The following is a 14432-nucleotide window of genomic DNA, read 5'->3' as shown; positions in this document are numbered from 1 at the left end:
CCGGCAAGATCGAAGCGGTGCTGAAGGTCACCGATGGCGACAACGACGTGGCCACCTCCAAGGTGGGCATCGGCGGGCAGATCGTCTTCGAGGACGATGGCCCCAGCGTCACGCCGCCGGACTGCGCTGAAATCGAGGAGGTCGATGGGTTCAGCACCCAGGGCGTGATCCAGGCCGACTATGGCAGCGACGGCGGTGGCTTCGATCTCTCCGCCAATGCCGGCCTGACCGCCGACGGGCTGTTCTACACCGTGGTCAAACAGGGCGGGGTATCCACGCTGACCGCTACGGTGGGCGATGCCAGTGGCGAGGTGTTCTTCGTCCTCACCGTCTATGACGACCCCAACGCGCTTGGCAATGGCAACAACTACGAGCTGACCATCGTCAATGCGCGCCCGGTGACCATCGCGGACTTCGATCTGCAGGCCATCGAGGCCGGTCAGCCGCAGGTCTCGTTCTTGGTGCAGAGCGGCGAGGGCTTGTCGGTCACGCTAACCGGCAACGGCCTGGTCAATCCCTCCAATCAGGGCGTCGGCGTCGGCGGCAACAACCTGATCGACGTGGGCGAACAGCTGCACATGGCCTTCAGTGCCACGGTCTACTCGGCCGTGGTGGATGTGCAGAAGTTGTCGTCCGGCGATCAGTTGTACTGGCAGGCCTACGACGGCAGCAACAACCTGGTGGCCGCCGGTACCTACAACGGCCAGGGCTCGGAGAGTTCGCAGTTCGGCTTCAATCTGGCCGATTCGGCGTTCACCACCGGCACTGCGGCCTCGCTGTCCGGCGGTTTCATCAAGCTGACCTTCGGCTCCAACGCTGGCGACTATCGCATCCAGGAAATCACGCTGGAACAGCAGTTCCTGCCGCCTGATCTGGATCTTTCGTTCCAGGTCGATGTCGTCGACGGCGACAACGATGTGGTCAGTACCCAACTGGACGTCTGCTTTGTCGATGACGTGCCCTCCGGCGGCTATGTCTTCGACCTGGTCGACGAAGAAGGCCTGGCCGGCGGGATCATCGGCGGCGTCGAGGACGACGACGGCGCCGCGACAACGGCCAGCGGCAGCCTCGGCTACGACTACGGCAACGATGGTTTCGGCAGCTTCACCTGGCTGACCGACGGGCTGCCCACTATCACCTCCGGCGGCCAGGCCGTCGAATACCAGGTCAGCCCCAATGGTCAGGTGCTGACCGCGCAGATCGTCGGTGGCGGGCAACCGGTCTTTACCGTCACGCTCACCAATCCGGCCACCGGGGCCTTCCAGTTCCAGCTGTTCAAGCCGCTGGATCATGCCGCACCCGTTTCCGGAAGCGTGGAGAACAACCTGAACTTCCAGTTCGACTACGAGATGGTCGATGGCAATGGTTCGACGGCGCAGGGCGTCTTGGAAATTTCCGTGGACGACGATTCGCCACTGGCGCAGGACCTCAGTCAGAGCCGCGAGGCATCGGGCGACGTCAACACCAACCTGCTGATCGTGCTGGATGTGTCCGGCAGCATGAACGACCCGGCTGACTTTGGCGGGCTGTCGCGCCTGGAGGCCTCGAAGTTGGCGGTGCTCGAGCTGCTTGAGCAGTACGAGGCAATGGGCGAGGTGAAGGTACGGCTGGTGACGTTCGCCAATTCCGCCTCCGCGTTCGGCACCCTGTGGCTGACGGTGGATCAGGCCAAGGCGGCGGTGATCGGTTTCCCGGAATCGCCCGACAGCGCTACGACCAACTACGATGCGGCGCTGAGCACTGCGATTTCCGCTTGGGGCTCGGCAGGCAAACTGACGTTACTCAGTAATCCGGGCGAGCCGTTGCAGAACGTCTCGTACTTCCTCTCCGACGGTATCCCCAATCAGCCGAGCGGCAGTGCGGGTATCAATGCCAGCGAGGAGGCCACCTGGGTCAACTTCCTGAATGCCAACAAGGTCAAGTCCTATGCCCTGGGCATGGGGCCGGCGGCAGAGGTCAATGACAACCTGCCCGGCAATTTCAGCAACAACGACCAGCTCGACCCGATTGCCTACGACGGCACCACCGCCAGCAACGCCAATGCCATTGCCGTGAACGATTTCGCCGATCTGGAGAGCGTGCTGGTTCAGACCGCCCAGTCGACACCGATCAGCGGTAGCCTCACCGATGGCGTCAATGGCTTCGGCGCCGATGGCGGGCGGGTCAAGTCGGTGGTGGTCAATGGCGTGACCTACACCTTCAATGTTGGCCCCAACCCCACCATTACCGGGTCGGACGGCAGTACGGTCAATGGCATGATGCTGAGCCTGGCGCTGGCTGCCGGTGCCATGCTGACGGTCAACATGGCCAGCGGCGAATACACCTACGTCTCCGCGGCGAATGTCGGCAGTGGCATGAGCCAGCAGGTCGGCTTCGTGCTGGTCGACAACGACGGCGACCTCAGCAACCTGGCGACCTTGACCATTACGGTCGATCCGGCCGATGGCCCGATGGTGGCGCGCGATGACTTCGTGGTTTCGCGCAGCAACAGTTTCGATATCCCGGACTGGGCCTTGCTGGCTAACGACAGCGGCCCCAACAGCTCGATCCAGGCCATCACCAGCATCGTTTCGGCGGCAGGCCTGACGGCAACGCGAGCCAGTGCCTCGACCTCGATTGCGGGGGCTAACGACGGCGAGTCCTTCGTCTACCAAAGCCAGGCCGGCGGCCAGAGTGCCAATGCCAAGGTTACGGTCGTCGATGTGGACGGCAGCGGTTCGCTGAATGGGAGCTTCCTCGACGAGATACTCATCGACGGCAACAGCGGCACCACCCTCAATGGCAACAGCGGCGACGATATCCTCATCGGCAATGGCGGCGATGACACGCTCAATGGCGGCGAGGGTAACGACATCCTGGTCGGCGGTGCCGGCGGTGACGAGCTGAATGGCGGGAGCGGCAACGACACCGCCAGCTACATCGATGCATCCAGCGGGGTCAGCGTCACGCTCAACAACTCGGGCAATGCCAGTGGCGGCAGTAACGTCGGCGGGGGCGCCGCGGGAGATGTGCTGAGCAGCATCGAGAACCTCATCGGTTCCCAGCATGGCGACATGCTGGCTGGAGGTGGGCAGAACAACGTCCTCAGCGGGTTGCTGGGCAATGACGGCCTTTATGGTGGCGGTGGCAACGATGTGCTGATCGGCGGCCGCGGCAATGACACCATGAGCGGCGGCTCGGCAAGCAACAGCGATGGCAAGGACACCTTCCTCTGGCTCAACGGCGATGCCGATGGTGGCACCGATACCCTGCTCAACTTCACCCGCAACTTCAACGGTGCGAGCAATGGCGACCGGCTGGATCTTTCCGACCTGCTGATCGGGGAGCGCGGCACTGTCGGCGATATCGGCAACCTGTTGAACTATCTGGAGATCACTTCCAGTGCCCTTGGCGGGGTCGGTGGCGCTGCTCTGGATACCACGGTCAAGGTCAGCACCAGCGGGACCGGCGACTTCGCCAATCCGGATCAGACCATCGTGCTGCAGGACGTCAATCTGCTCGGCGGTAGCGGCGTCGGCGGCTACGGTGCCGGCGGCGACACGAGTAGCGTGATCCTGGCCATGCTCAACGACGGCACGTTGAATGTAGATACCGTCTGACCTTCGCTTATATGATCGACCCGCTACCTTTGCCGGTAGCGGGTTTTTTTTGGCCAGGAGAGAGCAGGCATGGTTTATGTACAGCGCGACGCCGCGGGACGGTTGCTGCGGGTCGAATACGAGCCCTTCGAGGGAATGACGGAAAACCTGGCGGTCGAGAGCGACGAGTTGCAGACCTGGTTGGCGGCCAAGGAAGAGGTCAAGGCGCGTCTGGACAGCCTCAAGCAGTCCGACCTGGAGCTGGTGCGCGTACTCGAAGACGTGGTCAGCGTGCTGGTCGAGCGCGGCGTGATCCGCTACACCGACCTGCCCGAAGCGGCGCGGCAGAAGCTCGACCAGCGCGCCATCGCGCGGGCCGAGATCGAAGGCCTGAGCGGCCTGCTCGGCGACGACGAACACAATCTGGTGTGAGACTCACTCGCGACGAGCCACAGGTTTGTAGGAGCCGCGCCCCGCGGCGAATGATGGCGACGCCGCGATAATGGACAACCGAAAAAGCTTCGCCCCGGGGCGGGGCCCCTACGGTCATCCGTCGTTCCAGGGCGCCGGCGCACCGATCAGACGGCCCATGGCGCCATGCACGCCGAGCTCCTCGAGCACGCGCAATTCCCCCTCGGTTTCCACCATCTCGGCGATCAGCGGCAAATCGATGCTGTTGGTGGCGCGGAAGATCGCCTCGATAAACAGGCGCTTGTCGCTTTCCTGGTCGATGGCGCGGATATAGGTGCCGTCGATCTTCAGGTAGGCCAGGCCGAGGTGAGTGAGGTTGCCGATCAGGCTGAAGCGCCCGCCGAAGTGCTGCAGGCCCAGGCTGAAGCCGGCCTCGCGCACGCTTTGGCTCAGCGCTTCCAGCTCCGCCGGCGGCGGCAGGTGGCGTTCGTCCACCTCCAGGGTCATCAGCTGCGCCGCCTCGGGGTGGCTCTTGAGCATGGCCAGCAGCTTGGCCTTGCTCGGGCCGTCGCGCAGGGTTGTGGCGGACAGGCTCAGCGCCAGCGGCTCGGGGTGCTGCGCCAGGTGGGCGAAGCTGTGTTCGAGCATCGCCAGGTCGAAGCGCGCGGCCCAGCCCAGGCGCTCGATCCAGGGCAGGAAGCGCCCGGCGGCGATGGCCTCGCCCTGCGGGTCGAGCAGGCGCGCCAGCACCTTGCGTTGCAGCAGGCGCTCGCGCGCGGCGCACTCGACCACCGGCTGGAAGTACAGCTGCAGCTTGCCCTTGTTCAGCGCATCGTCGATCCAGCTGCGCCAGTCGTGCAGGCCCTGGCCGCCCTGCGCGGTGAAGTCGTCGAGGCGTTCCCAGCATTTGTCCGCATTGCTCTGCGCCTGGGCCAGTGCCTGGTCGGCGCGGCCGATCACCGTGCCGGGTTCCTCGCCCGGGCGAAACGCGGCGACGCCGATATGGGCGACCGGATCGCAGTCGCTGGCACCGGTCTGGCGCAGGTTGTCCAGACTCTGGCCGAGTTCGATGGCCAGCTGGTCGGCGTCTTCGCCGCTCAGACCCGGGGCGAGCAGGGTGAATTCGCCGCCCCGGCTGCGCGCGGCCAGCCACTCGCTGCGCCCCGGAGCCTCCAGCAGGCGCTTGAGCAGCTCGCCGAGGGCGCCGATCAGGGCGTCGGTGCGCTGGCCGCCGAGACGCTGGTTGAGGCCGCCGAGGTCGTTGACCCGCAGCAGCAGCAGGTAGCCGTCGGCATTCTGCTCGCTGAGCGCCAGCTGATTGCTCAGGCGGATATCGAACTGGCGGCGATTGGCCAGGCCGGTGAGGCTGTCCTGGTAGGCCTCCTCGCGCAGCTTCTCGCTGCGCGCGGCTTCTTCGGCGAACAGCGTCTTGAGCTTGTCGACCATCTGGTTCATCGCCAGCACCACGCGCTTGAGCTCGGGGGTGCGCGGCACGCGGGGCAGGGTGAGGAATTCGCGGCGGGTGATGGCCTGGGCCTGCTGCACCATCTTGTCCAGCGGGCGCAGCTGGGTGCGCAGCAGCCAGCCGCCGAGCACCGCGCTGACCAGGCCGCACAGCAGCAGCCAGAGCAGGCTGCCCAGCGCGCTGTCCCACAGCTTGGTCAGGGCGAACTGCGGATGGCTGAGCACCTCGACCCGCGCGGCCTGTTCCCAGCCGCGCATGATCAGCGCGTCGCCGCCCTGCGGGCGCAGGTCGACCAGCTCGACGAACCAGCGCGGCACGTTCTCCGGGGTGACGGTGGTGCGCCGTTCCACCACCAGGCTGTCGTCGGCGATGCGCACCACGCGGATGCTGGCGAAGTAGCCGCTGTCGAAGATCGAGCTGACCATCAGCTCGATCATCGCCGGGTCGTCCACGTGCGGCGTCATCGACAGGCCCAGCGCCGTGGCGGCGTCCTGGGCATGCGAGCGCAGCTGGCCGATCAGCTGTTCGCGCGAGCTCTCCACCCCGGCGACGAAACTGCCGGTGAAGGCCACCACCAGGAACAGGCAGATGGCGAGAAACAGCTGCTTGAGTAGGGACATGGGTCTTTCCTCCTAGCCATCGCCGATGGCGAAGCCCTCCGCACGCATTTTTTTCAGGATGTCCTGCCAGCGCGAGAGCTTCTTGGTGTCGCTCTTGCGGGTGTTGGAACCGGCGAGATAGAGGCCTTCGGCGTTGAAGGCGTAGACCGGCAGCAGGTCCTTGCGCTGCGAGGCAGGGCGGATGTCGTTGATCAGGTTGTCCAGCACCAGCGGCTCGGCGGTGGGGCTGGCGTAGTAGGTCAGCACCATGTGCGCCTGGTTGTAGTTCAGTGCCTTGACGTAGGTGATGCGCAGCTTCTCGCTGGGAATGCCGAGGCGGCGCAGGGTGAAGTACTTGGCGATGGAGTAGTCCTCGCAATCGCCGGCGCCCTTGACCAGCATTTCGACGGGCGTGGCCCAGTAGTCGTTCTGCTGCCACAGGCGGATGTCGTCGGTGAAGCGGATGGTGCGGTTGAAGAAACGGTTGACCTCACCGAGCTTGTCCGCCTCGGGCAGCGCGGCGCTGCTCGTGATCAGCGCGTCCCAGTCGAGGATGCGCTGCTTAGCGGCGCCGAGGCTGCCGTAGCGGCTCTCGGCGTTGCGCAGGATCAGGGCGAAGTCCCAGTTGGCCAGGGCCAGACCGGCCAGCAGCCCGCCGCCGACCCAGAGGATCAGCAGACGCCGTTGCCATCCCTGAATGCGCTGCCGTGGCCGCATGGGGCTGCATCTCCGCTTCGATCGGCTGAAGTCTAGGCGACGCGCTGGCGATCTGCCCCGTGGCCGGGATGAAATTCAGACTGTAGCCCGGATGCAATCCGGGGGGCCTCCCGGATTGCATCCGGGCTACGCCGGGGCACCGGGGCGTGAGAACAGCCTGGCGTCAGGGGTTGGGCAGGGTCTTCTGCTTGAGGATATACAGGCTGACCAGCACCGCGCTGGTGAGCATGAAGGCGCGCGCCCAGGGCAGGGGCACCAGGTAGCAGGAGAAGGCGATGCTCGCCCACATCAGCACCAGCGCGTAGACCTTGCCCTTGAGCGGGATGCCCTGGCCGTCCAGGTAGTCGCGAATCCACGGCCCCAGGCGCGGGTGGGTGACCAGCCAGATGTAGAACCGCCGCGAGCTGCGCACGAAGCAGGCGGCGGCCAGCAGCAGGAAGGGAGTGGTCGGCAGCACCGGCAGGAAGATGCCGATCACCCCCAGCGCCACACTCAGCCAGCCCAGCGCCAGCAGTAGGTAGCGGACGCCGCGGTGACGGCTTTCCTGGATTTCGTGCGGCATCTTCGGGCCTGGACGGACGCCGGCCGGGGCGCCAGGCCCCGACCCGCGGGATCAGTGCTGGCGGGGTTTGAGCAGCGCAGGTTTTTCCTCCGGCGCCTGGCACAGCAGGAAGAGTGCGGTGAGCAGTTCGGGAATCTGGTCGATCATGCTGTCCACCAGGTCGCGGTCGCGGGCGATCTCGGCGAACTCCGCTTGCTCGTCGAACAGACCGGAGCCGACCATGATCGGCAGCAGCAGCTCGCTGACCTCGTCTTCGGCGTCCTCGAACCACACCGCCTCGCGCAGGAACACGCCTTCCATGAAGCCGATGCACCAGCCGCGCAGGTCGGAATCGTCCGGGTCCTCGCCCAGATCCAGCTCGCAAGGCAGCTCTGGCTCTTCCTCGCCGGCCAGTTGGCGAGCGATATGCGCCTTGAGGTGGATCAGGGTGTTCTCGATCTCCTCGCGCTCGGCCTCGCTGCGGTAGTGCGGCGGTTCGGCGAACAGGGCGTCGATCCACTCGCGCTCGGGCACCTGGTCCGGGCAGATCGCCAGGGCGGTCAGGTAGCCATGGGCGGCCACGTAGTCCAACGCCTCTTCGTGCAGCTCATCGGCATCGAGAAAGGCTTGCAGGCGGGACAGTTGCTCGGCGAAGGACATCGTGGGGCTACCTTGAAGGAGTAAACGAGGCTGGATTCTAGTCCACCGCCGCCCCAGCGGCCATAGCGGCGGGGCCTGGCGAGGGCAAAAGCCCGGCTTCGGACAGGCTGGCGTCCTGTTGCCGGCAATCCTGCGGCATAATGCGCGGCTCGATTCGGAGGCCTTCATGCTCGACCACGCCCAGCGCATCCTCAAAGACGTATTCGGTTACGACGCCTTCCGCGGCAATCAGGCCGCGATCATCGAGCGCGTGGCCGGCGGCGGCGATGCCCTGGTGCTGATGCCCACCGGCGGCGGCAAGTCGCTGTGCTACCAGGTACCGGGGCTATTGCGCGACGGCCTGGCGGTGATCGTCTCGCCGCTGATCGCGCTGATGGACGATCAGGTCGCCACCCTCGATGAGCTGGGCGTGGCCGCGGTGGCGCTGAACTCCACCCTGAGCACCGATGAGCAGCGCGAGATCGCCGAGCGCATCCGCCGCGGCGAGATCAAGATGCTCTACCTGGCCCCCGAGCGCCTGGTGCAGCCGCGCATGCTGAGCTTCCTGCAGGGCCTCGACATTGCCCTGTTCGCCATCGACGAGGCGCACTGCGTGTCGCAGTGGGGTCACGATTTCCGCCCCGAGTACCTGCAGCTCGGCCAGCTCGCCGAGCTGTTCCCGCAGGTGCCGCGCATCGCCCTGACCGCCACCGCGGACAAGCGCACCCGCGAGGAAATCGTCCAGCGCCTGCACCTGCAGAACGCCGAGCGCTTTCTGTCGAGCTTCGACCGGCCGAACATCTTCTACCGCATCCTGCCCAAGGATCAGCCGCGCAAGCAGCTGCTCGGCTTTCTCGCCGCGCGTAAGGGCGATGCCGGCATCGTCTACTGCCTGTCGCGCAAGAAGGTCGAGGAGGTCGCCGACTTTCTCAGCGGCCAGGGTTTTCCGGCGCTGCCCTATCACGCCGGCCTGCCCAACGAGTTGCGCGCCTATCACCAGAAGCGCTTCCTCAACGAGGAAGGCTTGATCATGGTGGCGACCATCGCCTTCGGCATGGGCATCGACAAGCCCAACGTGCGCTTCGTCTGCCACCTCGACCTGCCCAAGTCGCTGGAGGCCTACTACCAGGAAACCGGCCGCGCCGGGCGCGACGGCCTGCCCGCCGATGCCTGGATGGCCTACGGCCTGCAGGACGTGATCTTCCTCAAGCAGATGCTCGCCAACTCCGAGGGCGACGAGCGCCACAAGCGCATCGAGCAGCACAAGCTCGACGCCATGCTCGCCCTGTGCGAGGAAACCCGCTGCCGCCGCCAGGTGCTGCTGGGCTATTTCGACGAGGAACTGGCGCAGCCCTGCGGCCATTGCGACAACTGCATCGACGGCGTCGAGACCTGGGACGCCACCGAGCCGGCGCGCCAGGCCCTGTCGGCGATCTACCGCAGCGGTCAGCGCTACGGCGTCGGTCATCTGGTGGACATCCTGCTCGGCCGCGACAACGACAAGATCCGCGCCGTCGGCCACCAGCACCTGACGGTATTCGGCGTCGGCAAGGCGCTCTCCGAGGTCGAGTGGCGCACCCTGTTCCGCCAGTTGGTCGCTCGCGGCCTGGCCGACGTCGACCTGGAGGGCTTCGGCGGCCTGCGTCTGAGCGAGGCCTGCAGGCCGCTGCTGCGCGGCGAGGTCGGCTTGCAGCTGCGCCGCGAACCCAAGCCGGCGCAGACCGCCAAGGCCTCCAGCAGCGCCGCCAGCCAGCTGGTGCGCAGTCACGAACGGGAGATGTGGGAGGCGCTGCGCAGCCTGCGGCGCAAGCTGGCCGAGGAGCACAGCGTGCCGCCCTACGTGATCTTCCCCGACGCCACCTTGCTGGAAATGCTGCGCAGCCAGCCCGGCTCGCTGAGCGAGATGGCCCAGGTCAGCGGCGTCGGCGCACGCAAGCTGGAGCGCTATGGCCAGGCCTTCCTCGAAGTGCTGGGCGGCGCCGTGCAGGAAGCGCCGGCGCCGGTCGCCGACCTGCGTCACGAGTTGGTCAGCCTGGCCCGCGCCGGCATGACCCCGACGCAGATCGCCGGCCAACTCGGCTGCAGCGAGAAGAACGTCTACAGCCTGCTGGCCGAGGCCATCGGCCAGCAGCAGCTGTCGCTGGAGCAGGCGCTGGATCTGCCGGAGGAGCTGCTCGGCGAGATCCAGGAGGCCTTTCTCGATGGCGAGGGCGAGCTGCCGGCGGTGAGCGAGATCGCCCCGCTGTTCGCCGGGCGGGTCGAGGAGGCGGTGCTCTACTGCGTACGGGCCGCGCTGCAGGCCGAGTTCGAGGTCTGACACACGATTGTCGTGATTCTGGCGGCAACTCGATGACACGGCTAAGGTGTGGGGCAAGCCGCCAACAGACGAGGTAACGGTGCCCAGCTATCACGCCTGGCTCGACGACGTCCGCCCCAGCCCCTATGCCGACCAGCTCAGTCTGGGCTTTCGCTGGCTGCGCTTTTCCCCCGTGTTGGAGCGCGAATATCGCGCCTATCTGCTGGACGACAGCTTCGAGCTCAAGCGCATTGCCCTGAGCGTGGCCATGCTGCTCTGGCTGGCGTTCGCCGGGCTCGATCTGCTGATGGTGCAGACGCCGCACCTGTGGTGGATTCTCGCCGTGCGCCTGCTGGTGCTGGCGATCCTGTTGGTCTGCGCCGGCCTGATCCTGCAGCGCCGACACACCCGGTTGCTGCTGCCGCTGAGCATGCTGTGCATCCTCGCCCTCGGCGCGGGCGCGGCGGCGATCGTCGGCATCGCCCACCTCGCCGACCCCAACTATCCCTACGAAGGCCTGTTGCTGGTGAGCATGGCCGCCTATTTCCTGGTCGGCCTGCGCCTGAGCGAGGCGCTCGCCTGTGCCCTGGCGGTGCTGCTGCTGTACGTCGGTGCCGAGTGGCTGGCCGGCTTGCCCTGGCCGCGGCTGATCAACAACATGCTGTTCCTGCTGTTCGGCAACCTGATGGGGGCGGTCGGCTGCTACCTGCTGGAGTACAAGTCGCGCGAGCATTTTCTGGTCAGCCGGCTGATGCGCCTGCTGGCCGACCGCGACAGCCTTACCGGGCTGCACAACCGGCGCAGTTTCAATCGCCAGTTCGAGCGCCTGTGGCGCCAGGCGCAGCGCGACGGCCAGTCGCTGGCGTTGCTGCTGTGCGATATCGACCACTTCAAGGCCTACAACGACCACTACGGCCACCAGGCCGGCGACACCGCGCTGCAGCGCGTCGGCGCCCTGATCGAGCAGGCCGCGCGGCGTCCGCTGGACATGGGCGTGCGCCTGGGCGGCGAGGAGTTCGCCCTGCTGCTGTTCGATATCGGCACCGAGGAAGCCAGGCGTCGTGCCGAGGCGCTGCGCCTGGCGCTGGTGGAGCTGAACATCGCCCATCAGGGGTCGGACAGCGCCAGCATGCTGAGCATGTCCATCGGCGTCGCCTGCCTCAGTCCCAGCGTCGGCGGCGAGCTGAACCAGCTCTACGAGCATGCCGACCGCGCGCTCTACGAGGCCAAGGCCTTCGGCCGCAATCAGGTGGTGGCCTGATCCGCGGCCGAGACTCGTGGCCGCATTCCGGTCGCATCCTGAAACGCTCGGCCACAATCCGGGCTTGCCCTGCGCTCGCGGTTATGGCTAGCTAGCTAATAATTAGTTTTTGACCTTTGTACGAGCCCGCTCCCCCATGTCTTACCCCGATCAACACCGTTTCGCCATGCAAGTTGCCCAATTGTCCCGCGCCTGGCGCTCCGAACTCGACCGCCGTCTGGTCGGCCTCGGCCTGTCCCAGGCGCGCTGGCTGGTGCTGCTGCACCTGGCCCGTTTCACCGAGATGCCGACCCAGCGCGAGCTGGCGCAGAGCGTCGGCGTGGAAGGGCCGACCCTGGCGCGCCTGCTCGACAGCCTGGAGGCCCAGGGGCTGGTGACCCGCGTCGCGGTGCCCGAGGATCGCCGGGCCAAGAAGATCGCCCTGCAGCCCAAGGCGCAGCCGCTGATCGAGAAGATCGAGGCGATTTCCACCCAGCTGCGCCAGGAGGTCTTCGCCGGCATCGACGAAGAGGACCTGCGCCGCTGCCAGCAGGTGCATGCCCGGGTGCTGGGCAACCTGCTGAAGTAGTTCCCCGGTACCGTCAATTTATCGGCCGCCTCGCGGCCGATTGCCTTTATGTGCCCAACTTTTGACTGATCCAGCTTGATGGCAATGTGCTTTCGTCGGCAAACTGGCGGCCAAGCCGCTACTTTGTGAATTAGTAGCCATACTGCAATACGAGCCGGGTTCGACAGGGACAATGTCGTTCGGCCCACTGTTCAGGGCGCCAGCCTCCCGGCCATCGGGACGCTCATACAGGAAGTGGAGGAGGCGGCGTTCGAGCCTGCATAACCCTGGAGGTCATATGGCTCGGGTTCGTCAGTTGATGTTGGGTTTGGCGTCGGGTTCCGCCCTCTATTCGGGCATGGCGCCGGCGCTGGGACTGGGCGAGATCACCCTGCACTCGGCGCTCAATCAGCCGCTGGAGGCGGAGATCGAGCTGCTGGCGGTGGGCGATCTCGGCGCCGAGGATCTACGCGTCGCCCTGGCGCCGGCCGAGGCGTTCAGCCGCTCGGGCGTCGAGCGTTTCTACTTTCTCAACGACCTGCGCTTCACCCCGCTGTTGCGCGGCTCGCGCAGCGTGATCCGGGTGGTGTCGAGCCGGCCGGTGCGCGAACCCTATCTGAATTTCATCGTCGAGGTGGCCCGTCCCGGCGGGCAGCTGCTGCGCGAGTACACCGTGCTGCTCGATCCGCCGGGCTCTGCCGCCTACACCGCGCAGGCCGCCCCCAGCCCAGCCGCCGCCGCGCCAGCACTTAGTGCGCAGCCGCCGGCCGCTCCGGCGCGGCGCAGCGCAGCGCCCAGCGCCGCCTTGGGCCATCGCCAGCCGGTGGTGCGCGGCGACAGCCTGTGGTCGATCGCCGCGCGTCTGCGCGAGCAGGGCAGCCCGCTGTCGCAGCAGGCGCTGATGGACGGCATCCATGCGCTCAACCCGAGCGCCTTTGCCGGCGGCGATGCCAACCGGCTGCTGGCCGGCGTCGAACTGCTGCTGCCCGATGCCGCGCGCCCGGGCACGACCGCCGCAGCGCCGGTCGAGGCGCCGGCAATGCCCGTCGAGGCTGCCGCCGCTGCGCCGCTGAGCGCCGCGCCGCCCGCCGCCGAGCAGGCCGAAAGCCTGCAGCAAGTGCTGGAGAAGCAGCGTCAGGTCGACCAGGAGCTGGCCAGCCAGGCCGCGGAGAACCTGCAGTTGCAACAGGGCCTGGCGCAACTGCAGCTGCAGTTGCAGCAGTTGCAGGAGCAGTTGGCGCTCAAGGATGCGCAACTGGCCGAGTTGATCGACCAGGGCGCTGCCGTCGCGCCCGCTGCAGAGCCGGCCGCCGTGGTCGCCAGCGCACCCCCACCGGCGGCGCAGGAGCCGCCGCTGGCCGCCGAACGTGGCTGGTTCGCCACCCTGCTGGCCGGCGGCGTGGTGCTGCTGTTGCTGCTCGGCGCCCTGGTCTGGGCCGCGCGGCGCCGCGAAAAGGCCGCGCCGGTGGTGCAGGTCGAGCCGCCGGCACAGCGCCCTGTGGCGCCGCTGCAGCCGGCGCTGGTCGCAGTCGCCAAGCCGGCCGTGGCGCCTATTCCGGCGCCGACTCCGCAGCAGCGCCCGGCGGCGCCGGTCGACGCGCTGGAGGCGGCCAACGTCTATATCGCCTACGGCCGGTTCAGCGAGGCCCGCGGCGAGCTGAGCAAGGCCCTGGCGCAGGCGCCGCAACGCAGCGACCTGCGTTTGCGCCTGCTGGAGGTGCTGGCCGAGCTGGGCGACGGCGCCGCCTTCGAACGCGAGGAAGCGGTGCTGCGTGCCGAGGGCTTCGATGCGGCGCGGCTGGATGCGCTCAAGGCCCGCTACCCGGCTCTGCAGCAGGCGCCGCAGCCTGCCCGTGGCGTGCCCCCGGTAACGCCGCCGGCCGCCGAAGCCTCGGCCGAGCCCGACTTCCAGCTCAACCTCGACGACCTGCCGCTGGATGCCGACTGGGAGTCGGTCAGCCCCTTCGAGGCCGCCCGCGGCAAGACCAAGGCGGCCGCCGCGGCGGAGTTCGATGCCGGGTTCTCCAGCAATCTGCAGGAACTGCCGGAGGTGTTCGAACTGGACGAGGCGGGGGAGAGCGCCAGCGCCTTCGGCGAGATGGAAATGGTGGTGGGTGGCGAGGACGAGTTGCTCGACGAGCATTTCCTCGATGCCTTCGCCGGCGAGGCCGATGCCACCGCGGCGCTGCAGGGGGATATCGAGCAACTGGCCGGCAACCCCGAGCACATGGCCAAGCTCAACCAGGCGCTGGCCTATATCGAGCAGGGCAACCTGAGCACCGCCTGCGACATCCTCAACGAGGTGATCGACCAGGGCGACGACCGGCAGAAGCAGGCCGCGCGCCAGTTGCTGGCGGAAATCGCCTGACCCGCCTTGC

At 67.1% G+C, this 14432-nt stretch carries 10 protein-coding genes; 6 read left to right on the top strand and 4 right to left on the bottom strand.

Going from position 1 to position 14432, the window contains the following annotated elements; genetic code table 11:
* The first annotated feature begins 17 nt into the window (after positions 1-17).
* Positions 18-3599, top strand: coding sequence for a beta strand repeat-containing protein (locus ACIGKL_RS21930; RefSeq protein ID WP_397488538.1), 3582 nt, complete (start codon positions 18-20; stop codon positions 3597-3599).
* Between the two features lie 69 nt (positions 3600-3668).
* The gene (locus tag ACIGKL_RS21925) at positions 3669-4010 is read left to right on the top strand and encodes a tryptophan synthase subunit beta (protein WP_084341476.1); all 342 of its coding nucleotides are present in this window, start codon (positions 3669-3671) and stop codon (positions 4008-4010) included.
* A 114-nt stretch (positions 4011-4124) separates the two neighbouring features.
* On the opposite strand, the gene lapD is transcribed toward ACIGKL_RS21925, so the two are convergent.
* The 4 genes from lapD to ACIGKL_RS21905 all read right to left on the bottom strand — a co-directional run bounded on the left by lapD (position 4125) and on the right by ACIGKL_RS21905 (position 7971).
* On the bottom strand, positions 4125-6074 hold the full coding sequence (lapD, locus tag ACIGKL_RS21920; RefSeq protein WP_397488537.1) for a cyclic di-GMP receptor LapD: 1950 nt from the start codon (positions 6072-6074) through the stop codon (positions 4125-4127).
* A 12-nt stretch (positions 6075-6086) separates the two neighbouring features.
* Positions 6087-6770 (bottom strand): cysteine protease LapG, encoded by a 684-nt coding sequence (lapG, locus tag ACIGKL_RS21915; RefSeq protein ID WP_397488536.1) that lies wholly within the window; start codon positions 6768-6770, stop codon positions 6087-6089.
* A gap of 163 nt (positions 6771-6933) precedes the next feature.
* Positions 6934-7332 carry a YbaN family protein gene (locus tag ACIGKL_RS21910; protein WP_397488535.1) on the bottom strand — a complete coding sequence of 133 codons (399 nt, stop codon included), beginning with the start codon at positions 7330-7332 and terminating at the stop codon, positions 6934-6936.
* A gap of 51 nt (positions 7333-7383) precedes the next feature.
* A complete protein-coding gene (locus ACIGKL_RS21905) occupies positions 7384-7971 on the bottom strand; it encodes a YecA family protein (RefSeq protein WP_021442245.1) in 588 nt (195 codons plus the stop codon).
* 166 nt (positions 7972-8137) lie between these two features.
* Between ACIGKL_RS21905 and recQ the strand changes: the two genes are divergently transcribed.
* From recQ to ACIGKL_RS21885, 4 genes are all read left to right on the top strand, one after another.
* The gene (recQ, locus tag ACIGKL_RS21900) at positions 8138-10267 is read left to right on the top strand and encodes a DNA helicase RecQ (protein ID WP_397488534.1); all 2130 of its coding nucleotides are present in this window, start codon (positions 8138-8140) and stop codon (positions 10265-10267) included.
* 79 nt (positions 10268-10346) lie between these two features.
* Positions 10347-11507 (top strand): diguanylate cyclase domain-containing protein, encoded by a 1161-nt coding sequence (locus ACIGKL_RS21895; protein ID WP_397488533.1) that lies wholly within the window; start codon positions 10347-10349, stop codon positions 11505-11507.
* A gap of 136 nt (positions 11508-11643) precedes the next feature.
* Positions 11644-12075 carry a MarR family transcriptional regulator gene (locus ACIGKL_RS21890; protein ID WP_021442248.1) on the top strand — a complete coding sequence of 144 codons (432 nt, stop codon included), beginning with the start codon at positions 11644-11646 and terminating at the stop codon, positions 12073-12075.
* A gap of 277 nt (positions 12076-12352) precedes the next feature.
* Positions 12353-14422 (top strand): FimV/HubP family polar landmark protein, encoded by a 2070-nt coding sequence (locus ACIGKL_RS21885; RefSeq protein WP_397488532.1) that lies wholly within the window; start codon positions 12353-12355, stop codon positions 14420-14422.
* Positions 14423-14432 lie beyond the last annotated feature (10 nt).

It is taken from the genome of Pseudomonas sp. NPDC077186 (assembly GCF_044543505.1).
Lineage (GTDB): Bacteria > Pseudomonadota > Gammaproteobacteria > Pseudomonadales > Pseudomonadaceae > Aquipseudomonas.
Note: the sequence above shows the minus strand (reverse complement) of the source record. Positions and strands in the feature narration are given on the sequence as shown.